The organism is Pseudomonas sp. IPO3747 (genome assembly GCF_013385245.1).
GTDB lineage: Bacteria > Pseudomonadota > Gammaproteobacteria > Pseudomonadales > Pseudomonadaceae > Aquipseudomonas > Aquipseudomonas edaphica.
The window spans coordinates 20,208-45,060 of record NZ_JACAQL010000031.1; the positions used below are offsets into that span (position 1 = coordinate 20,208).

The 24,853-nt window shown below is 58.8% G+C and carries 21 protein-coding genes; 5 read left to right on the forward strand and 16 right to left on the reverse strand.

Features of this window, described 5'->3' with window-relative positions; translation table 11 throughout:
- Positions 1-2 precede the first annotated feature (2 nt).
- The 12 genes from nuoC to HX790_RS28485 all read right to left on the reverse strand — a co-directional run bounded on the left by nuoC (position 3) and on the right by HX790_RS28485 (position 14,223).
- Positions 3-1,787 (reverse strand): NADH-quinone oxidoreductase subunit C/D, encoded by a 1,785-nt coding sequence (gene nuoC, locus HX790_RS28430; RefSeq protein WP_017137515.1) that lies wholly within the window; start codon positions 1,785-1,787, stop codon positions 3-5.
- A gap of 72 nt (positions 1,788-1,859) precedes the next feature.
- Complete coding sequence (locus HX790_RS28435) at positions 1,860-2,534, reverse strand: NADH-quinone oxidoreductase subunit B family protein (RefSeq protein ID WP_012724951.1); 675 nt, start codon at positions 2,532-2,534, stop codon at positions 1,860-1,862.
- A 10-nt stretch (positions 2,535-2,544) separates the two neighbouring features.
- Complete coding sequence (locus tag HX790_RS28440) at positions 2,545-2,958, reverse strand: NADH-quinone oxidoreductase subunit A (RefSeq protein ID WP_003219575.1); 414 nt, start codon at positions 2,956-2,958, stop codon at positions 2,545-2,547.
- Positions 2,959-3,601: 643 nt separating this feature from the next.
- Complete coding sequence (gene aceA / locus HX790_RS28445; RefSeq protein WP_003219577.1) at positions 3,602-4,927, reverse strand: isocitrate lyase; 1,326 nt, start codon at positions 4,925-4,927, stop codon at positions 3,602-3,604.
- A gap of 496 nt (positions 4,928-5,423) precedes the next feature.
- Positions 5,424-6,161 carry a secretin N-terminal domain-containing protein gene (locus HX790_RS28450; protein ID WP_176992568.1) on the reverse strand — a complete coding sequence of 246 codons (738 nt, stop codon included), beginning with the start codon at positions 6,159-6,161 and terminating at the stop codon, positions 5,424-5,426.
- A 212-nt stretch (positions 6,162-6,373) separates the two neighbouring features.
- Positions 6,374-6,796, reverse strand: coding sequence for a GNAT family N-acetyltransferase (locus HX790_RS28455; RefSeq protein WP_017137513.1), 423 nt, complete (start codon positions 6,794-6,796; stop codon positions 6,374-6,376).
- Positions 6,789-7,955, reverse strand: coding sequence for a cupin domain-containing protein (locus HX790_RS28460; RefSeq protein ID WP_017137512.1), 1,167 nt, complete (start codon positions 7,953-7,955; stop codon positions 6,789-6,791). The genes HX790_RS28455 and HX790_RS28460 overlap by 8 nt, the downstream gene beginning before the upstream one ends.
- Before the next feature lie 85 nt (positions 7,956-8,040).
- A complete protein-coding gene (gene purB / locus HX790_RS28465; protein WP_017137511.1) occupies positions 8,041-9,411 on the reverse strand; it encodes an adenylosuccinate lyase in 1,371 nt (456 codons plus the stop codon).
- Positions 9,412-9,535: 124 nt separating this feature from the next.
- Positions 9,536-10,159, reverse strand: a complete 624-nt coding sequence (gene hflD, locus HX790_RS28470) for a high frequency lysogenization protein HflD (protein WP_176992569.1) — start codon at positions 10,157-10,159, stop codon at positions 9,536-9,538.
- Positions 10,156-11,280, reverse strand: a complete 1,125-nt coding sequence (gene mnmA / locus HX790_RS28475) for a tRNA 2-thiouridine(34) synthase MnmA (RefSeq protein WP_176992570.1) — start codon at positions 11,278-11,280, stop codon at positions 10,156-10,158. Before mnmA ends, hflD begins: the two co-directional genes overlap by 4 nt.
- A 59-nt stretch (positions 11,281-11,339) precedes the next feature.
- A complete protein-coding gene (locus HX790_RS28480; RefSeq protein ID WP_176992571.1) occupies positions 11,340-11,786 on the reverse strand; it encodes an NUDIX hydrolase in 447 nt (148 codons plus the stop codon).
- Between the two features lie 211 nt (positions 11,787-11,997).
- The gene (locus HX790_RS28485) at positions 11,998-14,223 is read right to left on the reverse strand and encodes an NADP-dependent isocitrate dehydrogenase (protein WP_176992572.1); all 2,226 of its coding nucleotides are present in this window, start codon (positions 14,221-14,223) and stop codon (positions 11,998-12,000) included.
- 493 nt (positions 14,224-14,716) lie between these two features.
- Between HX790_RS28485 and icd the strand changes: the two genes are divergently transcribed.
- Entirely contained in the window at positions 14,717-15,973 is a 1,257-nt protein-coding gene (gene icd / locus HX790_RS28490; RefSeq protein WP_017137506.1) for an NADP-dependent isocitrate dehydrogenase, read from the forward strand.
- A 78-nt stretch (positions 15,974-16,051) separates the two neighbouring features.
- Here icd and HX790_RS28495 read toward each other — a convergent pair whose 3' ends face one another.
- A complete protein-coding gene (locus HX790_RS28495) occupies positions 16,052-16,363 on the reverse strand; it encodes a cold shock domain-containing protein (protein WP_099548040.1) in 312 nt (103 codons plus the stop codon).
- A gap of 225 nt (positions 16,364-16,588) precedes the next feature.
- Between HX790_RS28495 and clpS the strand changes: the two genes are divergently transcribed.
- Together clpS and clpA are read left to right on the forward strand one after the other, a co-directional pair.
- Positions 16,589-16,957 carry an ATP-dependent Clp protease adapter ClpS gene (clpS, locus tag HX790_RS28500; RefSeq protein WP_005789091.1) on the forward strand — a complete coding sequence of 123 codons (369 nt, stop codon included), beginning with the start codon at positions 16,589-16,591 and terminating at the stop codon, positions 16,955-16,957.
- 29 nt (positions 16,958-16,986) lie between these two features.
- The gene (gene clpA, locus HX790_RS28505; protein WP_053256828.1) at positions 16,987-19,257 is read left to right on the forward strand and encodes an ATP-dependent Clp protease ATP-binding subunit ClpA; all 2,271 of its coding nucleotides are present in this window, start codon (positions 16,987-16,989) and stop codon (positions 19,255-19,257) included.
- A gap of 236 nt (positions 19,258-19,493) precedes the next feature.
- Here clpA and infA read toward each other — a convergent pair whose 3' ends face one another.
- The 3 genes from infA to aat all read right to left on the reverse strand — a co-directional run bounded on the left by infA (position 19,494) and on the right by aat (position 21,257).
- Complete coding sequence (gene infA, locus HX790_RS28510; protein WP_002553999.1) at positions 19,494-19,712, reverse strand: translation initiation factor IF-1; 219 nt, start codon at positions 19,710-19,712, stop codon at positions 19,494-19,496.
- A gap of 100 nt (positions 19,713-19,812) precedes the next feature.
- Positions 19,813-20,520: an arginyltransferase gene (locus HX790_RS28515; protein WP_017137504.1), complete on the reverse strand. Its 708-nt coding sequence runs from the start codon at positions 20,518-20,520 to the stop codon at positions 19,813-19,815.
- 56 nt (positions 20,521-20,576) lie between these two features.
- Positions 20,577-21,257: a leucyl/phenylalanyl-tRNA--protein transferase gene (gene aat / locus HX790_RS28520; RefSeq protein WP_017137503.1), complete on the reverse strand. Its 681-nt coding sequence runs from the start codon at positions 21,255-21,257 to the stop codon at positions 20,577-20,579.
- Between the two features lie 494 nt (positions 21,258-21,751).
- Here aat and HX790_RS28525 point away from each other — a divergent pair, with 494 nt between their 5' ends.
- Together HX790_RS28525 and lolA are read left to right on the forward strand one after the other, a co-directional pair.
- Positions 21,752-24,157, forward strand: coding sequence for a DNA translocase FtsK (locus HX790_RS28525; RefSeq protein ID WP_069788233.1), 2,406 nt, complete (start codon positions 21,752-21,754; stop codon positions 24,155-24,157).
- Between the two features lie 54 nt (positions 24,158-24,211).
- The gene (gene lolA / locus HX790_RS28530) at positions 24,212-24,835 is read left to right on the forward strand and encodes an outer membrane lipoprotein chaperone LolA (protein WP_017137501.1); all 624 of its coding nucleotides are present in this window, start codon (positions 24,212-24,214) and stop codon (positions 24,833-24,835) included.
- Positions 24,836-24,853: the final 18 nt, after the last annotated feature.

Genomic DNA, 24,853 nt, shown 5'->3' on the forward strand with positions numbered 1-24,853 from the left:
GCTTAGCGGTCCACGTCGGCCATAACGAAATCGATACTACCCAGGTACGCAATCAAGTCCGCGACCATCTCGCCTTTGATCACCGAAGGGATCTGCTGCAAGTGGGCAAAGCTTGGGGTACGAATCCGGGTGCGGTAGCTCATGGTGCCGCCATCGCTCGTCAGGTAATAACTGTTGATACCCTTGGTCGCTTCGATCATCTGGAAGGATTCGTTGGCCGGCATCACCGGGCCCCACGAAACTTGCAGGAAGTGCGTGATCAGGGTTTCGATGTGCTGCAGCGTGCGCTCTTTCGGCGGCGGTGTGGTCAGCGGGTGATCCGCCTTGTACGGGCCAGCCGGCATGTTGCGCATGCACTGCTCGATGATCTTCAGGCTCTGGCGCATTTCTTCAACGCGCACGATGCACCGGTCGTAGGCATCGCCATTGGCGGCCAGCGGCACTTCGAACTCGAAGTTCTCGTAGCCCGAGTACGGCCGTGCTTTACGCAGGTCGAAGTCGCAGCCGGTCGAACGCAGGCCGGCACCGGTGACGCCCCATTCCAGGGCTTCTTTGGTGTTGTACTGCGCGACGCCGATGGTACGACCCTTGAGGATGCTGTTGTCCAGCGCAGCCTTTTGGTACTCGTCCAGACGCTTGGGCATCCAGTCGATGAATTCCTTGACCAGGCGCTCCCAGCCGTTCGGCAGGTCGTGCGCCACGCCGCCGATGCGATACCAGGCCGGGTGCAGGCGGAAACCGGTGATGGCTTCGATAACCTTGTAGGCGCGCTGACGGTCGGTGAAGGTGAAGAACACCGGGGTCATGGCGCCAACGTCCTGGATATAGGTACCCAAGAACAGCAGGTGGCTGGTGATGCGGAAGAACTCGGCCATCATGATGCGGATGGTGTCGACGCGGTCCGGCACCTTGATACCGGCCAGCTTCTCGACCGACAGCACGTACGGCAGGTTGTTCATCACGCCGCCGAGGTAGTCGATACGGTCGGTGTACGGGATGAAGCTGTGCCAGGACTGGCGCTCGGCCATCTTCTCGGCACCACGGTGGTGGTAGCCGATGTCCGGCACACAGTCGACGATTTCTTCGCCGTCCAGTTGCAGGATGATACGGAAGGCACCGTGAGCCGAAGGGTGGTTCGGGCCCAGGTTGAGGAACATGTAGTCCTCGTTGGTGCCGGAGCGTTTCATGCCCCAGTCTTCCGGACGGAAGCGTGCAGCTTCTTCTTCAAGCTGCTGCTTGGCGAGGTTGAGGCTGAACGGGTCGAATTCGGTTGCGCGGGCAGGGAAGTCCTTGCGCAGCGGGTGACCTTCCCAGGTCGGCGGCATCATGATGCGCGTCAGGTGCGGGTGGCCCGGGAAGTCGATACCGAACATGTCCCAAACTTCGCGCTCGTACCAGCTGGCATTCGGCCAGATACCGGTGACGGTCGGGATGCTCAAGTCGCTTTCGGACAGCGCGACCTTGATCATCACGTCGCTGTTACGTTCCAGCGACATCAAGTGGTAGAACACGGTGAAATCGGCACCGCTCGGCAAACCTTGACGCTTGGTGCGCAGACGCTCGTCCACGCCATGCAGGTCATAAAGCATGACGTACGGCTTGGGCAGGTTGCGCAGGAAGCTCAGGACTTCGACGAGCTTGGCGCGCGCCACCCACAGCACCGGCATACCGGTGCGTGTGGCCTGGGCGGTGAAGGCGTCAGGGCCAAAACGGTTATTGAGTTCGACAACCACATCCTGGTCGTCTGCCTTGTAAGGCGGGATGTACAGAGCACTGCCTGTAGTCATGGTTTTTTATCGCTTTCGGTCAACGTAAAGAATGAAGCCAGGTTTTCGTTCTATAAAAGAAGCGGGGCTGGATCAGACTTCGTCGGGGCTGCGCAGGTTGGTGACTGCGATTCGCTGTTCGCGGCGCTGTTCCTTTTGTGACGGCATCTCGGCGCGATAAACGCCTTGATCACCGACCACCCAGGAAAGCGGACGACGCTCCTTGCCAATCGACTCCTGCAACAGCATCAAGCCTTGCAGAAAAGCTTCAGGGCGGGGCGGGCAGCCAGGCACGTAGACGTCCACGGGCAGGAACTTGTCCACCCCTTGAACGACGGAGTAGATGTCGTACATGCCACCGGAGTTGGCGCACGAACCCATGGAGATAACCCACTTCGGTTCGAGCATTTGCTCGTAGAGACGCTGAATGATCGGCGCCATTTTAATAAAGCAGGTGCCAGCGATAACCATGAAATCCGCCTGGCGCGGTGATGCCCGGATAACTTCGGCGCCAAAGCGCGCGATGTCGTGGGGCGCCGTGAAGGCGGTGGTCATTTCCACGTAGCAGCACGAAAGGCCGAAGTTGTACGGCCACAGGGAGTTTTTACGCCCCCAGTTGACCGCGCCACTCAGCACGTCTTCGAGTTTGCCCATGTAGATGTTTTTGTGGACTTGATCTTCTAACGGATCGGAGACGGTTTCCCGTTCGCCGATAGGGTACTGATCGTTAGGAGCATCCGGGTCGATCCTGGTGAGATTGTATTGCATCGCCAAAGCCTCATTGTTTCAGCTTCGCTTGCCGCTTACGACGAGCTTCCGGAGCCCAGTCAAGGGCGCCCACTCGGAATAGGTAGACAAGGCCTGCCAACAGAATTGCTATGAAAACGAGGGCTTCGACGAATCCGGTCCAGCCGCTTTCGCGGACGGACACAGACCAGGCAAAGAGAAAGAGGGCTTCGATATCGAAGATCACGAACAGCATCGCGACCAGATAGAATTTGGCTGAGAGCCGCAAGCGGGCGCCACCTGTAGGCAGCATGCCGGACTCGAACGGTTCATTTTTGCTGCGGCCCCAGGCTTTTGACCCGAGGAGGCTGGAGACGCCGAGCATGAAGGCACAAAGGCCGACAACACCGAGGAGGAAAATGGCAAAGCCCCAGTTGTGGGCCATGAGTCCTGTCGCTTCGGTCATGCTGGAAATCCTTAACAGAGAGCAAAGGTCTCTGAGCTCGAAAAAGTAACGATGCAGTGACGATATGTCGCACTGCAATCAATCGCGGTGATTTTATGGCTAAACACCGGGCAAGTAAAATTCCTATAGCGAAATTATTCGATGGAATAAGCACATAGTGCACCTTCTTGGGGCTGTAGCCCTTGTGGGGCGGGGATTAGCGGGCATTTAATCAAATGTGTTTTGTTTAAGCGGTAAAGAAGTTTTCATCGGCTAAATGATAATGAATATTGTTTGCGCAGGATTTAAGCGAATGTTTCTCGTGTGGCGCGGGAAGTTGTTGTTACTTGCGTGATTGCTGCTAGTTGCTGGAGGGGATCTTTTAACCGATTTGATTCAGGCAAATAGCGCCCTGGGTCAATGTTTTGCGCAAAACCTTCAGGGTCGACACGGTCGATGTGGGAGCTGGCTTGCCTGCGATAGCGGTGGAACAGTTGAAAAATCTGTCACTGACCCACCGCCATCGCAGGCAAGCCAGCTCCCACAGGTGATGTGTGGTGTTTTCAAGCGGGCAAAAAAAACGCCCCGAACCAGTCGGGGCGTCAGATCAAGCGGCAGTGCGGTTAGGTCTTCCGTGGGGCCGCACTGGCCGTTTACTCGCGACTTAGTGGAACTGCTCTTCTTCGGTCGAGCCGGTCAGCGCGGTCACGGACGAGGTGCCGCCCTGGATCACGGTGGTCATGTCGTCGAAGTAGCCGGTGCCCACTTCCTGCTGGTGCGCCACAAAGGTGTAACCCTTGGCGGCGTCAGCGAACTCTTGCTCCTGCAGTTTCACGTAGGCGGTCATGTCGTTACGGGCATAGTCGTGCGCCAGGTTGAACATGCTGTGCCACATGTTGTGAATGCCAGCCAGGGTGATGAACTGGTGCTTGTAGCCCATGGCCGACAGTTCGCGCTGGAACTTGGCGATGGTCGCGTCGTCCAGGTTCTTCTTCCAGTTGAAAGAAGGCGAGCAGTTGTAGGACAGCAGTTGGTCCGGGTATTCCTTCTTGATCGCTTCGGCGAAACGACGCGCTTCGTCCAGGTCCGGCTTGGCGGTTTCGCACCAGATCAGGTCGGCGTAAGGCGCGTAGGCCAGGCCACGGGCGATCGCCTGGTCGAGACCGGCGCGCACTTTATAGAAGCCTTCCTGGGTGCGTTCGCCGGTTACGAACGGCTGGTCGTACGGGTCGCAGTCGGAGGTTAGCAAGTCTGCCGCGTTGGCGTCGGTACGCGCCAGGATGATGGTCGGCGTGCCAGCAACGTCAGCGGCCAAGCGTGCTGCGGTCAGCTTTTGTACGGCTTCCTGGGTTGGAACCAGTACCTTGCCGCCCATGTGGCCGCATTTTTTCACCGACGCCAGTTGGTCTTCGAAGTGCACGCCGGCAGCGCCTGCCTCGATCATGCTCTTCATCAGTTCGTAGGCGTTGAGTACGCCGCCGAAACCCGCTTCGGCGTCAGCCACGATGGGTGCGAAGTAGTCGATGTAGCCTTCGTCGCCCGGACCTTTACCGGCTTTCCACTGGATCTGGTCGGCGCGGCGGAACGAGTTGTTGATGCGCTTGACCACGGTTGGCACGGAGTCCACCGGGTACAGCGATTGGTCGGGGTACATGGATTCAGCGGAGTTGTTGTCCGCTGCCACTTGCCAGCCGGACAGGTAAATCGCCTGGATACCGGCTTTTACCTGTTGAACTGCCTGGCCGCCAGTGAGGGCGCCCATGCAGTTGACGAAATCTTTTTCGGGGCGGAAGGACGGCTTGGCACCCTGGGTGACCAGCTTCCACAGCTTCTCGGCGCCGAGTTTTGCAAAGGTGTGCTCAGGTTGAACCGAGCCACGCAGGCGGACGACGTCAGCAGCGGAATAAGCGCGGGTTACGCCTTTCCAGCGTGGGTTTTCAGCCCAATCTTTTTCAAGGGCTGCAATTTGCTGTTCGCGTGTCAGTGCCATGGGGAAAAACCTCGTCGCGTCTTGTTTGGAAAAACATCCGTTTTGCCAGCCGTGCATTCAATGCGTGGGCAGGGCTGCTCGCTGACCAGAAGCTTAGGCGGTCAAGTCGGGTTTGGCGGGGGAAGGCGACGGGATAAACGCAGTGCGAGAGGGCGAGTTGAGCAGGTAAGGGCAAACTGCGAACAGTCTTCGGGCATCGTGGGCCTTGGTACGATCCATCAGTGTGTAGCCGGGTTACCTGGTTAGCTTCCGTCCCTCGGGACAACTTCGTTCCAGTCGCAACCAACGTCAAACACACCTTGTGGGCGGTACAGACACGAATCGGCTCAGGTGGGTAGCTTAGAGCGGCGATTCGAAGGCCCTTGCCAGGGCCTCTGATTAGCGGGAGCGAGGCCATCATGCACAGGCTTTTTTGGCTCGTCAAATGTTTTGTAGTGCTATTTTTCAGGCACTACATCTTTAGTCTAATGCGACTCGCCAGTCAGTTTTTGGTGCTTTAGTTCAGGGTGTCGACCTTGACACGCAAAGTCAGGTCATCACGGCCCTGGGTAGAGTAGCTGAGGGTTGTAGAGGATTTATCGGCCTGGGTCTCGCGATTGATACCCGCCAGCGGGATCCATTCGCCCAGGCGGCCACTGACCGTTGTGTTGGTACTTTGAATATTCACTACATCGGGACGTTCCTGGCTCATGCGGTCACGGTTGGTACTGATAGCCAGGTGTACGGTCTCGCCAGTGACACTGGCAGTCACGTAAAAGCCCTGGGTGACGTTGCGGTACTGGGTCTGGTTCTGCGGGCGGCCGTAGGCGTCAGGCTGCGTGGTGGTCAGTGGCACGCTCTGGCCGACCTGAATCAGTGCGGGCACGCCTTCACTGGCCTGGATCTGCTGGATGCCGCCGTCGCGGCTGGCAGTGCCGTAGCTGATGATGCGGGTTTGGCTGTCACCGCTGTTCTGCTGGTTGTTTTCGTTGCTGTCGACGGTGATCAACAGGCGCTTGGCGGGTGTGTCCAGTTGCGTGAGCAGGGCGCGCAGGTCCTGGATCTTGCCGGGGTCCGCTTTAACAATAAGCTGGTTGCCATAGGCGCTGACGGTGCCGTCCTTGCCGATAAAGTTCTGCGCGACGGGCAGCAGGTCGGCGCTGGTGCGGTTGCTCAGGTTGACGACTTCGGTGTCGGCCATGGCGCAGGCGCTGGCAGTGAGGAGCAGGGCGGTGAGCAGGGTGCGTAGGGACATGTCCGTTATCTCTGCGAGTCAATTAGGCTTGATAGTGCCAGTTTGTCGGCCTGGCGGGTCGCAAGTTGAATCGTAGACGGCAAAATGCCCTGGCAGGCAGGGCATTTTGGGTGTTGCTGATGGCGCTATCGCAGGCAAGCCAGCTCCCACATTTGGAATGCATTCCCCTGTGGGAGCTGGCTTGCCTGCGATAAGGGCGACTCGATCTCGAATCAGCCCTCGCGCACCATATCAACGTGCGGAATCCCGACTTCAAGGAATTCGTCACTGACGATCTTGAAACCCAGCCGCTCATAAAACGGCGCCGCATACACCTGCGCACTCAGGAACTGCCTGGTCTGGCCACGCTTTTCGGCCTCGCCGATCACCGTTTCCATCAGCTTGTCGCCGACCTTCAGTCCGCGCCAGTCCTTGAGTACCGACACGCGACCAATCTCGCCGCTGGGCAGCAGGCGAGCGGTGCCAATCGGAAAATCGCCTTCGAATGCAAGAAAATGCATTGCGTCGGCGTCATCCGCATCCCATTCCAACTCTGGTGGAACCGATTGTTCAGCGATAAACACCGCCTCACGAATGCGCCGAATCTCAGCGATATCCTTTTGCCAGTCCGCGACACTTACGTGAATCTTATTCATCGGCAAATCCCAGGCTTCCTTGCTTGACCAGTTCGCACAGCAGGTCACGACCGTCTTCGTCGGCCAGCCAGGTGCCGAGGTTTTCGCTGTGCAGGGCGTCGGCCGAGCAGACCAGTTTCAACAGTTCGCGCAGTTTGCCTGGCAGATAACGGCTCTGGCCGCTGGCAAACAGCAGTACGTCATCGTCCACTTCCGACCACGCCATGCGCGCGCTCGGGTTGCGCACCAGAATCGCGCCGTTTTCCAGGCTGCTGATAAAGTCTTCTTCGCCCAATTCTTCACCGGCGACCAGTTCCGGGTACCGCGGCTCGGTCATGAACTGGCCGAACCAGGTCAGCAGCATGCGCTCGTCGCTCATGTGCTCGGCCAACAGACCTTTGAGGCGGTCGAGTGCATCCGCCTGAATCTGGTGCGGGTCGCTGACTGGTTGGGCGTCGGCGTCCGTGTAGCGCTCTTCATCGGTCAGGTACTGGCTGAGGAAGTCGGTGAAGTGGGTCAGCACTTCGGCGGCGCTCGGTGCGCGGAAGCCCACCGAATAGGTCATGCAGTCATCTTCGGCGATGCCGAAGTGCGCCAGACGCGGCGGCAGGTAAAGCATGTCGCCCGGTTCCAGCACCCATTCTTCGCTCTGTTCGAATTCTGCGAGGATGCGCAGGTCGGCGTGCTGCAGCAGCGGGCTTTCGGAATTGCACATCTGGCCGATTTTCCAGTTGCGCTTGCCTTGGGCCTGCAGCAGGAACACGTCGTAGTTGTCGAAGTGCGGGCCAACACTGCCGCCGGGTGCGGCGAAGCTGATCATCACATCGTCGATGCGCCAGCTGGGCAAAAAGCGGAAGTGCCCGAGCAATTCGGCAACTTCGGGTACGAACTGGTCGACTGCCTGCACCAGCAGGGTCCACTCACGCTCTGGCAATGTGCTGAACGCATCTTCGGCGAACGGCCCGCGGCGCAGTTCCCATGGGCGCTCGCCGTGTTCGATTACCAGGCGCGATTCAACTTCTTCTTCCAGGGCCAGGCCGGCCAGTTCGTCGGCGTCGATCGGGCTTTCGAAATCAGGGATGGCCTGACGGATCAGCAGCGGTTTTTTCTGCCAGTAGTCGCGCAGGAATTCGCGTGCCGTGATGCCGCCCAGAAGTTGAAGAGGAATATCAGGATTCATGTGTAACCTATTGAAAAAAAGCGCTTTTAAGACAGGAATAAAAACGCCCGGCGCGGCCGGGCGTCTCAAGAGGGCTTGCGCTAAATCAGATGCGCTTGGCTTGGGCCACCGCATTGCCGATGTAGTTGGCCGGGGTGAGCAATTTCAGCTCGGCCTTGGCGGCGGCTGGCATGTCCAGGCCGTCGATGAAAGTTTGCAGCGCCTCAGGGCTGATGCCCTTGCCGCGCGTCAACTCTTTCAGCTTCTCGTACGGGTTTTCGATGTTGTAGCGGCGCATTACGGTCTGGATCGGCTCGGCCAGCACTTCCCAGCACGCATCCAGGTCAGCGGCGATCTTCTGCGCGTTGAGCTCAAGCTTGCTGATGCCTTTGAGGCTGGCTTCGTAGGCGATCACGCTGTGGGCAAAGCCCACGCCGAGGTTACGCAGTACGGTGGAGTCGGTCAGGTCGCGCTGCCAGCGCGAGATCGGCAACTTGCTGGCCAAGTGCTGGAACAGGGCGTTGGCGATGCCGAGGTTGCCTTCGGAGTTTTCGAAGTCGATCGGGTTGACCTTGTGCGGCATGGTCGACGAACCGATCTCGCCGGCGATGGTGCGCTGCTTGAAGTAGCCCAGGGAGATGTAGCCCCAGATATCGCGATCGAAGTCGATCAGGATGGTGTTGAAGCGCGCAATGGCGTCGAACAGTTCGGCGATGTAGTCGTGCGGTTCGATCTGCGTGGTGTAGGGGTTGAAGCCCAGGCCCAGCTCGTCTTCGATGAAGGCGCGGGCATTTTCTTCCCAGTCGATTTCCGGGTAGGCCGACAGGTGGGCGTTGTAGTTGCCCACGGCGCCGTTGATCTTGCCCAGCAGCGGCACGGCGGCGACTTGAGCGATCTGGCGCTCCAGGCGATACACCACGTTGGCCAGTTCTTTGCCCAAAGTGGTCGGCGAGGCCGGTTGGCCGTGGGTGCGCGACAGCATCGGCACGTCGGCGAAACGGATGGCCAGTTCGCGGATGGCGTCAGCGGTCTGGCGCATCAGCGGCAGCATCACGTCATCACGGCCTTCGCGCAGCATCAGGGCGTGGGACAGGTTGTTGATGTCCTCGCTGGTGCAGGCAAAGTGGATGAACTCGCTGACCTGGGCCAGTTCCGGCAGCTTGGCCGCTTGCTCTTTGAGCAGGTATTCGATGGCTTTAACGTCGTGGTTGGTGGTGCGCTCGATCTCTTTCACACGCTCGGCGTGCTCCAGGGAGAAGTTTTCCGCCAGGGTGTTCAATACAGCGTTGGCTTCGGCGGAAAACGCCGGCACTTCGCTGATGGCAGGGTGAGCGGCCAGGCGCTGGAGCCAGCGCACTTCAACCAGAACACGAGCACGGATCAGACCGTATTCGCTGAAAATAGGGCGCAGGGCCTGGGTTTTGCCGGCGTAGCGGCCGTCAACAGGGGAAACCGCAGTGAGCGAAGAGAGCTGCATGGGGTGTTCTCGGACAGTCGGGCAACGAAATGGGGCGCGTATCATACATGAAAAAATCCGCCGGTCCGTCGCCAACTGACCGGCGTATTACGCGTGAGGCTATAAAAAAACGGGTCGCTGCGACTTATTCGTTGCGCATCAACGGGTAAAGCTCTTTGAGCAATTTGCGTCGGCTGATCACCAACTGCCAGCGATGACCGCCCAACTGGCGCCACAACCGCGCCGAACGAATGCCGGCCAGAAGCAGGGCGCGGATTTTCGAGGCGTTGTTCGGTTGTTGCAGGTTGCGCATGTCGCCGTGCACCTGGATGCGTTGGCGCAAGGTGCTCAACGTGTCCTGGTACAGCGCGCCACAGGCGGCAATCACGTTTTCGTGGGCCGGGCCGAAGTGCTCCACCTGGGACTGAATCTGCGGCAGGCGTTTGCCGATGGTTTCGAGCAGGTCGTCACGCTTGGCCAGTTGCCGTTCAAGGCCGAGCATCGACAGCGCATAGCGCAACGGCTCACGTTGCAAGGTGCTTGGGTCGCGCTCCAGGGCGCCGATCAGCGCGCGGTAGCCTTCGCGTAGCGCCAGATCATCACCGCCGTAGACTTCCAGTGTGTCCTTGGGGTCGCGAATCAGCAGGCTGCCGAGCATGCAGGTCAGGCCTGCCTCGCTCACCTGGCCGGTCTTGGCAATCTTGTCGACCAGCACCGCGGCGAGGAAAACTCCGCCGAGCGCCGTCAATTGCTCCTGGGTCGGGCTCATGCCGGGTTGCTCCAGGCTTCGGCGACTTCAATCACGCCGCCACCCAGGCAGATTTCACCGTCATAGAACACCACCGATTGGCCGGGCGTGACCGCGCGTTGCGGGTCATCGAACGTGGCGCGGTAGCCGTTGGCGGTTTTTTCCAGGGTGCAGGGCTGGTCGCTTTGGCGATAGCGCACTTTGGCGGTCAGGCGGCGTGGCGTGCTCAGGTCGATCGGGTTGACCCAATAGATTTCCGAGGCCAGCAGCGCGCCCGAGAACAGCAGCGGGTGCTCGTTGCCCTGGCCGACGACCAGCACGTTGTTTTCCAGGTCCTTGACCAGCACGTACCAGGGTTCTTCACCGGCGTCTTTAAGGCCGCCGATGCCCAGCCCCTGACGCTGGCCAATAGTGTGGTACATCAAGCCATGGTGACGGCCGATCACTTCACCGTCGGTGGTTTTGATCTCGCCTGGTTGTGCCGGCAGGTATTGCTTGAGGAAGTCGCTGAAGCGGCGCTCGCCGATAAAGCAGATCCCGGTGGAATCCTTCTTCTTGGCGGTAGCCAGGCCGTGTTTTTCGGCGATCTTGCGCACTTCGGGTTTTTCCAGCTCGCCGACCGGGAACAGGGTCTTGGCGATCTGTTCACCGCCCACGGCGTGCAGGAAGTAGCTCTGGTCCTTGTTCGGGTCCAGGCCTTTGAGCAGTTCGGTACGGCCATCGATATCGCGACGGCGCACGTAATGGCCAGTGGCAATCAGGTCGGCGCCAAGGATCATGGCGTAGTCGAGGAACGCCTTGAACTTGATTTCGCGGTTACACAGGATGTCCGGGTTCGGCGTACGGCCGGCCTTGTATTCGGCCAGGAAGTGCTCGAACACATTGTCCCAGTACTCGGCGGCGAAATTGGCGGTGTGCAGCTTGATGCCGATCTTGTCGCACACGGCCTGGGCGTCGGCCAGGTCGTCCATGGCGGTGCAATATTCCGTTCCATCGTCTTCTTCCCAGTTCTTCATGAACAGGCCTTCCACCTCATAACCCTGCTCCATGAGCAGAACGGCGGAAACGGAAGAATCCACGCCGCCGGACATGCCGACGATGACGCGCTTCTTTTGTGTGTCAGAAGGGGCTGGATCACGCATAGGGTTTCAACGGGTGTCTTGAAAAAGGACGCGATTCTAACAGGCTCACGCCCGCAAGGCTAAAGAGAAGGGCGGATCAATTCGAGGCTATGGCGCTGGCCGGCCAGATAATCATCGATACAGCGGATGATCAGCTCACTGCGCCAGTCGTCGCGCAGGGCCATCAGCTCCTCACGGGTCAGCCAGCGGGCGCGGACGATGCCTTCATCGAGTGTGTAGTCGGGGTGATGTTTCAAGGCCTTGGCGGTAAAACACACGCGCTGATAAGTCACGCCATTGCTGGGAGCGGTGTACAGGTAGATGCCGACAATGCCGGTGGCCTCGACGTCCCAGCCGGTTTCTTCGAGGGTTTCACGCACGGCAGCTTCGGTGAGGGTTTCATGCGGGTCCAGATGGCCGGCCGGCTGGTTGAGCACGGCGCGGCCGCCCTTGAGTTCCTCGACCATCAGGAAGCGGCCGTTGTCTTCGACGAGGGTGGCGACGGTGATGTGGGGTTGCCAGGTCATAGGTTCCTCAATGTGTAGTGACTGAAGAAACTCGTTCAGTGTGGGAGCTGGCTTGCCTGCGATAGCAGTCTGTCAGTTGACCCAGATGCAGCTGAACCACCGCTATCGCAGGCAAGCCAGCTCCCACATTTGATCGGGGTTGTTCAATGAAATCGGGGGCACAAACAGAAACCCCGGCACGGGGCCGGGGCTTCTTTGCATCCTTACAACCTTACTTCAACTTGGCAATGGCCGCGTTGAGGGTGTTGCTTGGGCGCATGGCTTTGCTGGTCAGCTCCGGGTTCGGCGCGTAGTAGCCGCCGATGTCCACTGGCTTGCCCTGTACGGCGTTCAGCTCGGCAACGATGGTTGCCTCGTTGTCGGCCAGGGTTTTGGCCAGTTCGCCAAACTGCGCTTGCAGTGCAGCATCTTCAGTCTGTGCGGCCAGGGCTTGAGCCCAGTACAGCGCCAGGTAGAAGTGGCTGCCGCGGTTGTCGATGTTGCCGACTTTGCGCGATGGCGACTTGTTGTTGTCCAGGAACTGGCCAGTGGCCTGGTCCAGGGTCTTGGACAGCACCAGGGCTTTCGGGTTGTTGTAGGTGACACCCAAATGCTCAAGGGACGCGGCCAGGGCCAGGAACTCGCCCAGGGAATCCCAGCGCAGGAAGTTCTCTTCAACCAGTTGCTGCACGTGCTTTGGAGCCGAACCGCCGGCGCCGGTTTCGAACAGGCCGCCGCCGTTCATCAGCGGGACGATCGACAGCATCTTGGCACTGGTGCCCAGTTCCATGATCGGGAACAGGTCGGTCAGGTAGTCACGCAGAACGTTACCGGTCACCGAGATGGTGTCCAGGCCCTTGCGGGTGCGCTCCAGGGTGAACTTCATCGCGTCGACCGGCGACATGATGCGGATGTCCAGGTCTTCGGTGTTGTGGTCTTTCAGGTAAGCCTGAACTTTCTCGACCACCACGCCATCGTGGGCACGCTTAGGGTCCAGCCAGAAAATGGCCGGGGTGTTGCTGGCGCGAGCACGGTTGACGGCCAGTTTGACCCAGTCCTGGATCGGCGCGTCTTTGGTCTGGCACATGCGGAAGATGTCGCCGGCTTCGACAGCCTGTTCCATCAGCAGGTTGCCCTTGCTGTCGGTGACGCGGACCACGCCGTCAGCCTTGATCTGGAAGGTCTTGTCGTGGGAACCGTACTCTTCGGCTTTTTTCGCCATCAGGCCAACGTTCGGCACGCTGCCCATGGTGGTTGGGTCGAAGGCGCCATTGGCCTTGCAGTCTTCGATCACTGCCTGGTAGATGGTGGCGTAGCAGCGATCCGGGATCACGGCCTTGGTGTCGTGCAGTTGGCCGTCGGTGCCCCACATTTTGCCTGAGTCACGGATCATGGCAGGCATCGAGGCGTCGACGATAACGTCGCTCGGCACGTGCAGGTTGGTAATGCCTTTGTCCGAGTTGACCATGGCGAGGGACGGACGAGCGGCGTACACCGCCTGGATGTCGGCTTCGATCTGCGCTTGCTGATCGGCCGGCAGGGCCTTGATGCGGGCGTACAGGTCGCCGATGCCGTTGTTCAGGTTAAAGCCGATCTGCTCCAGCACGACAGCGTGCTTGGCCAGTGCGTCTTTATAGAACTCGGCAACGATCTGGCCGAACATGATCGGGTCGGAGACCTTCATCATGGTGGCTTTCAAGTGGACCGACAGCAGTACGCCTTGTTTCTTGGCGTCTTCGATTTCAGCGGCGATGAAGCTGCGCAGGGCATTCTTGCTCAGCACGGCGGTGTCGATGATCTCGCCAGCCTGCAAGCTGGTTTTTTCTTTCAGGACGGTAGCGGTACCGTCCTTGGCGATCAGTTCGATCTTGACGGCGTCAGCCGCTTCGATCTGTACGGCTTTCTCGCTGCCGTAGAAGTCGCCGTTGCTCATGTGGGCCACGTGGGACTTGGAGTCCGCAGCCCAGGCGCCCATTTTATGCGGGTGCTTGCGCGCGTAGTTCTTGACCGACAGCGGTGCGCGGCGGTCGGAGTTGCCTTCGCGCAGTACCGGGTTCACGGCGCTGCCCTTGACCTTGTCGTAACGTGCGCGGGTTTCTTTTTCCGCGTCGGTGGTTACGGTTTCCGGGTAGTCCGGCAGGGCGTAGCCCTGGGCCTGCAGTTCCTTGATCGCCGCTTGCAGCTGCGGGGTCGAAGCACTGATGTTAGGCAGCTTGATGATGTTGGCTTCAGGCGTAACGGCCAGGTCGCCCAGTTCGGCGAGGTGGTCCGGGATAGCCTTGGTGCCCAGTTGCTCGGGGAAGCTTGCGAGGATGCGCGCGGCCAGGGAAATGTCGCGGGTTTCCACGGCAATATCAGCGGAAGCGGTGAAGGCCTCTACGATAGGCAGCAGTGAATAGGTGGCGAGGGCTGGGGCTTCGTCGGTGAAGGTGTAGATGATCTTCGAGCGGGTGGGCATATTCGGATTAACTCTCTTCTTTGCTGAAAGCGTGCGCAGAAACTCGAGATGCGCCGGGTGGAGCGCGTTCGTTCAAAGTCATCCATGAGCGAAATGTCGAGGTTTCTTCGCGGTGATGTTGGGTTGCATCAGTCGAGCGTCAAGCGGGTGGACTATTGTATTAGTCCTGCTTTGTAGCGGAAGGCTTTGTTCTAGAGCGGTCCGCCGTCGTGACTCTTTGGTCAGCGGCGGCATTATACATAGGTCGCTATGCTTACGCCGAGCCTTCATACAAAAGGTGTGTCGTCCATTGGTCTAAAGGTCGCAGGGCCCAGACTGCGACCAAAGTCGCACGATGTGCTCAAGATTGGCGATTTTGTCTTTGCTTTCAGGCTTGTAGGCGACAAATTATGCTGTTTTCGATGCAAATGAGCATGGCGTGAGGTTTCAGTCGCCATTTATCTGGAGTAGGCTCGAACGCAGCCAGATGTTCAATCCATAGATGGAGTTCAGCATGGGATACAAGAAGATTCAGGTTCCGGCAGTCGGCGACAAAATCACCGTCAATGCAGACCATTCTCTCAATGTTCCTGACCAACCGATCATCCCTTATATAGAAGGCGACGGTATTGGCGTCGACATCAGCCCGGTGATGATCAAGGTGGTCGACGCAGCTGTTGAAAAGGCCTACGGCGGAAAACGCAAAATCTCCTGGATGGAGGTGTATGCCGGCGAGAAGGCGACTCAAGTCTACGACCAGGACACCTGGCTGCCCCAGGAAACCCTGGATGCGGTCAAGGATTACGTGGTTTCCATCAAAGGCCCGCTGACCACGCCGGTTGGCGGCGGCATCCGTTCGCTGAACGTGGCCCTGCGTCAGCAGCTCGATTTATATGTGTGCCTGCGCCCGGTGCGCTGGTTTGAAGGCGTGCCCAGCCCGGTCAAGAAGCCTGGCGACGTCGATATGACCATCTTCCGTGAAAACTCCGAAGACATTTACGCCGGTATCGAGTGGAAGGCCGGTTCGCCGGAAGCCATCAAGGTGATCAAGTTCCTCAAGGAAGAAATGGGCGTTACCAAGATCCGTTTCGACCAGGACTGTGGCATTGGCATCAAGCCGGTTTCCAAGGAAGGCACCGAGCGCCTGGCGCGCAAAGCCCTGCAATATGTAGTGGATAATGATCGTGATTCGCTGACCATTGTGCACAAAGGCAACATCATGAAGTTCACCGAGGGTGCCTTCAAAGAGTGGGCCTACGGTATTGCCGAAAAAGAATTTGGCGCGACCCTGCTCGACGGCGGCCCGTGGATGCAGTTCAAAAACCCGAAGACCGGCAAGAATGTGGTGGTCAAGGACGCGATTGCCGATGCCATGCTCCAGCAGATTCTACTGCGCCCGGCGGAATATGATGTGATCGCCACGCTTAACCTCAACGGTGACTACCTGTCTGACGCGCTGGCGGCGGAAGTGGGTGGTATTGGTATTGCGCCGGGGGCCAATCTCTCCGACACCGTGGCAATGTTCGAGGCCACCCACGGTACTGCGCCTAAATATGCCGGCAAGGATCAGGTCAACCCGGGTTCGCTGATCTTGTCGGCGGAAATGATGCTGCGGCATATGGGCTGGACTGAGGCGGCGGATTTGATCATCAAAGGCACCAATGGCGCGATTTCGGCGAAGACCGTGACCTATGACTTTGAGCGTTTGATGGACGGCGCGAAGCTGGTGTCGTCGTCAGGGTTTGGTGATGCGTTGATTGCGCATATGTAAAGCGCTGCTGTAAAAAAGCCGGCCATTCTGATGACTCAGAATGGCCGGCTTTTTTGTGCCGTATTGCTTAAGGCGTTATCAGGCCGTTTGTTTCTTTTTTGATGGGGTGGCCTGACTTGTCCTGGGCTTTGTTTCGTGCGTTTCGTCGTGGATTGTTCCCGATGTAACTGCGCAGGCTGCACAAATTTCGACGGCGTGCAGCCCTTTCGGCCCTTGAATGATTAAAAACTCCACAGGCTGGCCCGCTTTTAGGGTCTTGTACCCATCCATGGTAATCGCTGAATAATGCGCGAAGAGGTCTTCTCCGGATTTTCCATCTGCGTTGATGAACCCATATCCCTTGGCGTTGTTAAACCATTTGACCTTGCCACTGACCTTGACGCCAGACATAACCATATCCCTCTGCACCAGACTCCATCACTGGAGTATCATCCAGTTTATCCGTCCTAACCCGAATAAATAAGGTTGACTGCGCGGACCTTTTTTACCCACTGTGGGTTCTATTGGTTGTAACACCGTTTCGCCGATAGTCAAGGCGACCAACCGGTCAGTAGTTGAAAATCTGACAGGTCGCCCCCACCACTGTATTTGAACCACTGACGAACCTTTCTTTCCATGCATGCAAACAGCCAGATTCGACTAACATTCAATCAGGATCGCCCGGATCAGGAACACGATGACGACGGTTCTGCAGGCATTGCTGTCCAGGAGGCGAAGCCTGCTCTTCAGGCGCCGCCGATGTACAAGGTGGTTTTGTTTAATGATGACTACACACCGATGGATTTCGTCGTCGAAGTGCTCGAGGTGTTTTTTAACCTGAACCGCGAGCTGGCGACCAAGGTAATGCTGGCCGTTCACACAGAAGGACGGGCAGTATGTGGAGTGTTTACCCGTGACATCGCCGAGACAAAGGCCATGCAGGTCAACCAGTACGCCAGGGAAAGCCAGCATCCGCTACTCTGTGAAATCGAGAAGGACGGTTAACGCCGACCACTTGGGTATGAGGTGAAGCTATGTTAAACCGCGAGCTCGAAGTCACCCTCAATCTTGCCTTCAAGGAGGCTCGTTCGAAGCGTCATGAATTCATGACCGTCGAGCACCTGCTGCTGGCACTTTTGGATAACGAAGCTGCCGCCACCGTTCTGCGTGCGTGCGGCGCCAACCTCGACAAACTCAAGCATGACCTGCAGGAGTTCATCGACTCCACCACGCCACTGATCCCCGTGCATGACGAGGACCGTGAGACCCAGCCAACCCTGGGCTTCCAGCGGGTATTGCAGCGTGCTGTCTTCCATGTACAGAGCTCCGGTAAGCGTGAGGTCACGGGCGCCAATGTGCTTGTGGCGATTTTCAGCGAACAGGAAAGCCAGGCAGTGTTCCTGCTCAAGCAGCAGAGCGTTGCCCGTATTGATGTCGTCAACTACATCGCCCACGGTATCTCCAAAGTGCCAGGGCACGGCGATCATTCCGAGGGTGAGCAGGATATGCAGGACGACGAGGGCGGTGAGTCTTCTTCTTCGGGCAATCCACTGGATGCCTATGCCAGCAACCTTAACGAACTGGCGCGCCAGGGGCGGATTGATCCGCTGGTGGGGCGTGAGCTTGAGGTTGAGCGTGTAGCGCAGATCCTCGCGCGTCGTCGCAAGAACAATCCGTTGCTGGTGGGTGAGGCCGGCGTGGGTAAAACCGCAATTGCCGAAGGCCTGGCCAAGCGCATCGTTGATAACCAGGTGCCTGATCTGCTGGCCAACAGCGTCGTCTACTCCCTTGATCTTGGCGCATTGCTCGCCGGGACCAAGTACCGTGGCGATTTCGAGAAGCGCTTCAAGGCGCTGCTCGGCGAGCTGAAAAAACGCCCGCAAGCGATTCTGTTTATCGATGAAATCCACACCATCATTGGCGCCGGCGCGGCGTCCGGTGGGGTGATGGACGCCTCCAACCTGCTCAAGCCGCTGCTGTCGTCGGGTGATATCCGTTGCATTGGTTCGACCACGTTCCAGGAGTTTCGCGGCATCTTCGAAAAAGACCGTGCCCTGGCGCGTCGCTTCCAGAAGGTCGACGTGTCCGAGCCTTCGGTTGAAGACACCATCGGCATCCTGCGCGGCCTCAAGGGACGCTTCGAGGCGCATCACGGCATCGAGTACACCGATGAAGCCCTGCGCGCTGCTGCTGAGCTGGCGTCGCGCTACATCAATGACCGGCATATGCCGGACAAGGCCATCGACGTGATCGACGAGGCGGGTGCCTACCAGCGCCTGCAGCCGGTCGAGAAGCGTGTGAAGCGCATCGACGTGCCTCAAGTCGAGGACATCGTGGCCAAGATCGCACGTATTCCACCCAAGCACGTCAACAGTTCCGACAAGGAACTGCTGCGTAACCTGGAGCGCGACCTCAAGCTCACGGTGTTCGGCCAGGATGCCGCTATCGACGCGCTGTCCACCGCAATCAAGCTCTCGCGTGCAGGCCTCAAGTCGCCGGACAAACCGGTCGGATCGTTCCTGTTCGCAGGCCCGACCGGCGTCGGCAAGACCGAAGCGGCGCGGCAATTGGCCAAGGCCATGGGTATTGAGCTGGTGCGTTTCGACATGTCCGAATACATGGAGCGCCACACCGTGTCGCGCCTGATCGGCGCGCCTCCGGGCTATGTCGGGTTCGACCAGGGCGGCCTGCTGACCGAAGCCATCACCAAGCAGCCACACTGCGTGTTGTTGCTCGATGAAATCGAGAAGGCTCACCCGGAAGTCTTCAACCTGCTGCTGCAGGTCATGGACCACGGTACCCTGACCGACAACAACGGGCGCAAGGCGGACTTCCGCAACGTCATCGTGATCATGACCACCAACGCCGGTGCCGAGACTGCTGCGCGAGCCTCTATTGGCTTTACGCATCAGGATCACTCGTCCGATGCGATGGAAGTGATCAAGAAGAGCTTCACGCCGGAGTTCCGCAACCGTCTGGACACCATTATCCAGTTTGGTCGCCTCAGCCATGAGGTCATCAAAAGCGTGGTGGACAAGTTCCTTACCGAGCTTCAAGCGCAGTTGGAAGACAAGCGCGTGCAGCTTGACGTAACGGACGCGGCGCGCAACTGGCTGGCCCAGGGTGGCTACGACTCGGCAATGGGCGCTCGTCCAATGGCGCGTCTGATCCAGGACAAGATCAAGCGGCCACTGGCCGAAGAGATCCTGTTTGGCGAGCTTTCCGACCATGGTGGCGTGGTGCACATCGACCTGAAGGATGGCGAGCTGACCTTCGAGTTCGAAACCACCGCCGAAATGGCCTGATAGCTGATCGCAACACAGTAAAAAGGCGCCCAAGGGCGCCTTTTTGCTGTCTTGAATACGTTGGAGATCTACTGTGGGGGCTGGCTTGCCTGCGATAGCGGTGGGTCAGCTGAAGAATATTTTCCTGATAGACCGCCATCGCAGGCAAGCCAGCTCCCACAGGGATTTGTGGTGTTGAACAAAATTGCGCACACACAAAAACGCCCGGTATAACCGGGCGTTTTGTATTGACTTGCTTAACGAGCGCGGTAAGTGATGCGCCCTTTGCTCAAGTCATAGGGCGTCAGCTCGACGCGCACTTTGTCACCGGTAAGAATACGAATGTAGTTCTTGCGCATCTTGCCGGAGATATGCGCGGTTACGACGTGCCCATTTTCCAACTCCACACGAAACATGGTGTTGGGCAGGGTGTCGACGACAGTGCCTTCCATTTCGAAGCTGTCTTCTTTCGACATGCAGTAAAGCCCTCGGTATCCAGTGAATGGCCCGGTGCAACTGCGCCAGGCAAAAGCGGCGTGCATTGTGCCCGAAAAAGGGTGTTTAAGCCAAGGGGTTCTAGTTAAGCGTTACCCATCTTTGATTAATCAGTAGCTCAATGGGCCGATATTGGGTCTTGTAGTTCATCTTTTTGCAGTTCTTGATCCAGTATCCGAGGTACACCGCCTCCAGTTCCAGGCGCGCGGCTTCACCGATTTGCCACAAAATCGCAAAGCGCCCAAGGCTGCGGCGTTCTTCGGCCGGCTCGTAGAAGGTGTAGACCGCCGACAGGCCGTTGGGCAGCAGGTCGGTCACGGCCACCGCCAACAGGCGGCCGTCCAGGCGGAACTCATAGAAGCGCGAGAAGGGCAGGTCGCGCACCAGGAAGGTCGAAAACTGATCGCGGCTGGGCGGGAACATATCGCCGTCCGCATGGCGTTGTTCGATGTAGCGTTGGTAAAGATCGAAATATTCTTCGCTGTACTGCGGCTTGGTGGCCGTGACCGTCAGGTCGGCGTTACGTTTGAGGATGCGTTTCTGGTTGCGGTCCGGCAAAAACTGCGCAACCGGGATGCGTGCAGGCACGCACGCATTGCAGTTCTGGCAATGGGGCCGGTACAGATGATCGCCGCTGCGCCGAAAACCCATCTCTGAGAGGTCGGCATACACATGCACGTCCATCGGCTGGCTGGGGTCGAGGAACAGTGTGGTGGCCTGCTCGTCAGGCAGATAGCTGCAAGAGTGAGCTTGAGTGGCATAGAACTTCAAGCGTGCCAGCTCGGTCATGATCAACCCTCGGGATAAGCTTTGAAATAAGTGTAAGCCAGGTACGAGGAAGTCGCCTAGGAAACCCACGGGCCAGAGCTGGGCTGGTCTAAATGGTTACGCAGGAAGCCGGCAAATTCACTGCGCGGTATGGCGCGGGCGCCGAGGCTGTGCAGGTGATCATTGGGCATCTGGCAGTCGATCAGTACAAAACCCCAGGCCTGCAACTGGCGGGTCAGCGTGGCAAAGCCGAACTTGGAGGCATTGTCGGCGCGGCTGAACATCGATTCGCCAAAAAATAACTGGCCCATTGCCAGGCCATACAGGCCGCCGACCAGCTTGCCTTCATCCCATACTTCGACGGAATGCGCGTAGCCGCGCCGGTGCAGCTCCAGGTAGGCGCTTTGGATACCTTCGGTGATCCAGGTGCCGTCTGCATAAGCGCGGGGCGCGGCGCAGGCCTGGATGACGGCGGCGAAGTCCTGATCAAAGGTCACGCTGTAGCGCTGCTGACGCAACAGTTTGCCGAGGCTGCGTGACACGTGCAGCTCGTCGGGGAATATCACCGTGCGCGGGTCTGGAGACCACCAGAGGATCGGCTGGCCGTCGGAGAACCACGGGAAACAGCCATGGCGGTAGGCCTGGATCAGTCGCTCGGCCGACAGGTCGCCACCGGCGGCCAGCAAGCCATTGGGTTCACGCATGGCTTTGGCCAGCGGCGGGAAAGTCAGGGAATCGCGTTGCAACCAGGTCAGCATGGTATCCAGGCTTACGGTAGGGGAGGGGAGTGGCAGGTATGACGCCTGCCGCATGTGGGATGATTATTGTCGACATGGCGCTGTGGGGCCAGCCCGAATCGGGCATCCGCGCGCAATAGCGTTAATAGGTGTTTCTGCAACTCTACCCTTTGGGCGCGGTCGTAATCGGGTCTGGGCCATGCAGGCCAATTGCCAAGCTTGCCTGCTTTGATAAAAACAGCGCATAAGCCTTTGTCAGCAAAGACAATGCGTGCTCAAATTGAACAGGCTATGACACATCATCTGTGCAGGCCACCGGGTGAGGGCAAGTACGTGGCATCGTCGACGCAAACCCGTACAATGCGGGCATTGTGGCGTTTTCGCCCTTTCACCTGTTCATCACCCAATGTTAAAAGTAGTTTCAGCGACATTCGTTCATTTTTCAGCTGCTCGGATTGAGCAGTGTGCAGTCATTCAACAGATGGACGCGCTAAAGGCGCAGGAATAGACCCGTTTTGAAGAAATCCGCCGCAACACCTAAAGCAGCAGTCGTGCCGGCCTGGCGCCAGCACCTGCATTATCGACTCAAGGAAGGCGCGCTGATCGCTATCGGCGCCCTGTGCCTGTTCCTGATGATGGCCTTGCTTACCTATGGCAAGGACGATCCGGGCTGGAGCCACAACAGCAAGATCGAAGACGTGCAGAACTTCGGCGGCCCCGCCGGTTCCTACAGCGCCGATATCCTGTTTATGGTGCTGGGCTACTTCGCGTATATCTTCCCGTTATTGCTGGCGATCAAGACCTGGCAGATCTTCCGCCAGCGTCACGAACCGTGGCAGTGGAGCGGCTGGCTGTTCTCCTGGCGCCTGATCGGCCTGGTGTTCCTGGTGTTGTCCGGCGCGGCGCTGGCGCACATTCATTTTCATGCACCTACCGGCTTGCCGGCGGGCGCGGGCGGGGCGTTGGGCGAAAGCCTCGGCGACCTGGCGCGCAAGACCCTGAATATCCAGGGCAGCACCTTGATGTTTATCGCGCTGTTCCTGTTCGGCCTCACTGTGTTCACCGACCTGTCGTGGTTCAAGGTGATGGACGTGACCGGCAAGATCACCCTGGACCTGCTCGAATTGTTCCAGGGCGCCGCCAACCGCTGGTGGTCGGCCCGGGTCGATCGCAAACGCATGGTCGCGCAACTGCGTGAGGTGGACACCCGCGTTAACGAAGTGGTGGCCCCGAGTACGCCGGACCGCCGCGAGCAAGCCAAGGTCAAGGAACGCCTTATCGAGCGCGAGCAAGCCCTGAGCAAGCACATGTCGGACCGCGAGAAGCAGGTGCCGCCGGTGATTGCCCCGGCACCGCCCAAAGCGCCGGAGCCGAGCCATCGTGTGCAGAAAGAGAAGCAGGCGCCGTTGTTCGTCGATAGCGCCGTAGAGGGCACCTTGCCGCCGATCTCGATTCTCGACCCGGCCGAAAAGAAACAACTCAATTATTCTCCGGAATCCCTGGCGGCCGTCGGCCACCTGCTGGAAATCAAGCTCAAGGAATTCGGCGTCGAAGTCTCGGTGGATTCGATCCACCCAGGCCCGGTGATTACCCGTTACGAAATCCAGCCGGCAGCCGGCGTCAAGGTCAGCCGTATCTCCAACCTGGCCAAAGACCTGGCCCGTTCCCTGGCCGTGACCAGTGTGCGTGTGGTGGAAGTGATCCCCGGCAAGACCACCGTCGGCATCGAGATTCCCAACGAAGACCGTCAGATCGTGCGGTTCTCCGAGGTGCTGTCGACGCCGGAATACGACAACTTCAAGTCACCGGTCACCTTGGCCCTCGGCCACGACATCGGCGGTAAGCCGGTGATCACCGACCTGGCGAAAATGCCGCACTTGCTGGTGGCCGGTACCACCGGTTCCGGTAAGTCGGTGGGCGTGAACGCGATGATTCTGTCGATCCTGTTCAAGTCCGGCCCGGATGACGCCAAGCTGATCATGATCGACCCGAAGATGCTCGAATTGTCGATCTACGAAGGCATCCCGCACCTGCTGTGCCCGGTGGTGACCGATATGAAGGACGCCGCCAACGCCTTGCGCTGGAGCGTCGCCGAGATGGAGCGTCGCTACAAGCTGATGGCGAAGATGGGCGTGCGTAACCTGTCGGGCTTCAATGCCAAGGTCAAGGAAGCCCAGGACGCCGGTACACCGCTGACCGACCCACTGTACAAGCGCGAAAGCATTCACGACGAAGCGCCGCTGCTGACCAAGCTGCCGACCATCGTGGTGGTGGTCGATGAATTTGCCGACATGATGATGATCGTCGGCAAGAAGGTGGAAGAACTGATCGCGCGTATCGCCCAAAAGGCCCGTGCGGCCGGTATTCACTTGATCCTCGCCACCCAGCGGCCGTCGGTGGATGTGATCACCGGCTTGATCAAGGCCAACATTCCAACGCGGATGGCGTTCCAGGTTTCCAGCAAGATCGACTCGCGCACTATCATCGACCAGGGCGGCGCCGAACAACTGCTGGGTCACGGTGACATGCTCTATATGCCTCCGGGCACCAGCCTGCCAATCCGGGTTCACGGCGCCTTCGTCTCCGATGATGAAGTTCACCGCGTGGTGGAAGCCTGGAAGCTGCGCGGCGCGCCGGAATACAACGACGACATCCTCGCAGGCGTCGAAGAGGCCGGCAGCGGCTTCGACGGCGGTAGCAGCGGTGATGACGATGCCGAAACCGACGCGCTCTACGACGAAGCCGTGGCATTCGTACTCGAAAGCCGTCGCGCTTCGATCTCTGCGGTGCAGCGCAAGCTCAAAATCGGTTACAACCGCGCCGCCCGCATGATCGAATCCATGGAAAACGCTGGCGTCGTAACCGCCATGAACACCAACGGTTCGCGTGAAGTCATCGCTCCCGGGCAGATGCGCGACTGATTCCGTGCTGCGTGACAACACGCAGCACGCCCTGACGACTCAATGAGGATTCCCATGCGCTTTATCCGCATGCTGTTGTTGCCGGCACTGGCCCTGACTGCTGTTTCGGCCCACGCTGATCCGGCCTCGGTGGCCAGCCTGACTAACCTGCTGGACAAGTCCAAGACCCTGACCGCACGCTTCTCCCAGTTGACCCTGGATGCCGGCGGCACCCAGTTGCAGCAAACCGAAGGCGAAATGGCCGTACAGCGTCCTGGTCTGTTCTACTGGCACACCGAAGGCAAGGCCGAGCAGACGATTGTTTCCGATGGCCAGAAGGTCACCCTGTGGGACCCGGACCTGGAGCAGGCGACCATCAAGAAGCTCGACCCTCGTTTGAACCAGACGCCGGCGCTGCTGCTGTCGGGCGATGTATCAAAGATCAACGACAGCTTCGATATCACCTCCAAGCAAACCAGCAACGTGATCGAGTTCACCCTCAAGCCTAAATCCAAGGACACGCTGTTTGACAGCCTGAACCTGTCGTTCGGCAATGGCGTGATCAACAACATGCGCCTGATCGACAGCGTGGGCCAGCGGACCGATATCCTGTTCTCCGGCGTCAAGGCTAACCAGCCAGTGGACGCATCCAAGTTCAAGTTCGTCATCCCCAAGGGTGCCGACGTGATCCAGGAATAACCTGTCTAGAGGTTTCAA

What these genes read in the sequence shown, in the direction of transcription:
- nuoC (WP_017137515.1), bottom strand. Translation starts at nt 1,787, where the DNA reads ATGACTACAGGCAGTGCTCTGTACATCCCGCCTTACAAGGCAGACGAC.
- HX790_RS28435 (WP_012724951.1), bottom strand. Translation starts at nt 2,534, where the DNA reads ATGCAATACAATCTCACCAGGATCGACCCGGATGCTCCTAACGATCAG.
- HX790_RS28440 (WP_003219575.1), bottom strand. Translation starts at nt 2,958, where the DNA reads ATGACCGAAGCGACAGGACTCATGGCCCACAACTGGGGCTTTGCCATT.
- aceA (WP_003219577.1), bottom strand. Translation starts at nt 4,927, where the DNA reads ATGGCACTGACACGCGAACAGCAAATTGCAGCCCTTGAAAAAGATTGG.
- HX790_RS28450 (WP_176992568.1), bottom strand. Translation starts at nt 6,161, where the DNA reads ATGTCCCTACGCACCCTGCTCACCGCCCTGCTCCTCACTGCCAGCGCC.
- HX790_RS28455 (WP_017137513.1), bottom strand. Translation starts at nt 6,796, where the DNA reads ATGAATAAGATTCACGTAAGTGTCGCGGACTGGCAAAAGGATATCGCT.
- HX790_RS28460 (WP_017137512.1), bottom strand. Translation starts at nt 7,955, where the DNA reads ATGAATCCTGATATTCCTCTTCAACTTCTGGGCGGCATCACGGCACGC.
- purB (WP_017137511.1), bottom strand. Translation starts at nt 9,411, where the DNA reads ATGCAGCTCTCTTCGCTCACTGCGGTTTCCCCTGTTGACGGCCGCTAC.
- hflD (WP_176992569.1), bottom strand. Translation starts at nt 10,159, where the DNA reads ATGAGCCCGACCCAGGAGCAATTGACGGCGCTCGGCGGAGTTTTCCTC.
- mnmA (WP_176992570.1), bottom strand. Translation starts at nt 11,280, where the DNA reads ATGCGTGATCCAGCCCCTTCTGACACACAAAAGAAGCGCGTCATCGTC.
- HX790_RS28480 (WP_176992571.1), bottom strand. Translation starts at nt 11,786, where the DNA reads ATGACCTGGCAACCCCACATCACCGTCGCCACCCTCGTCGAAGACAAC.
- HX790_RS28485 (WP_176992572.1), bottom strand. Translation starts at nt 14,223, where the DNA reads ATGCCCACCCGCTCGAAGATCATCTACACCTTCACCGACGAAGCCCCA.
- icd (WP_017137506.1), top strand. Translation starts at nt 14,717, where the DNA reads ATGGGATACAAGAAGATTCAGGTTCCGGCAGTCGGCGACAAAATCACC.
- HX790_RS28495 (WP_099548040.1), bottom strand. Translation starts at nt 16,363, where the DNA reads ATGTCTGGCGTCAAGGTCAGTGGCAAGGTCAAATGGTTTAACAACGCC.
- clpS (WP_005789091.1), top strand. Translation starts at nt 16,589, where the DNA reads ATGCATGCAAACAGCCAGATTCGACTAACATTCAATCAGGATCGCCCG.
- clpA (WP_053256828.1), top strand. Translation starts at nt 16,987, where the DNA reads ATGTTAAACCGCGAGCTCGAAGTCACCCTCAATCTTGCCTTCAAGGAG.
- infA (WP_002553999.1), bottom strand. Translation starts at nt 19,712, where the DNA reads ATGTCGAAAGAAGACAGCTTCGAAATGGAAGGCACTGTCGTCGACACC.
- HX790_RS28515 (WP_017137504.1), bottom strand. Translation starts at nt 20,520, where the DNA reads ATGACCGAGCTGGCACGCTTGAAGTTCTATGCCACTCAAGCTCACTCT.
- aat (WP_017137503.1), bottom strand. Translation starts at nt 21,257, where the DNA reads ATGCTGACCTGGTTGCAACGCGATTCCCTGACTTTCCCGCCGCTGGCC.
- lolA (WP_017137501.1), top strand. Translation starts at nt 24,212, where the DNA reads ATGCGCTTTATCCGCATGCTGTTGTTGCCGGCACTGGCCCTGACTGCT.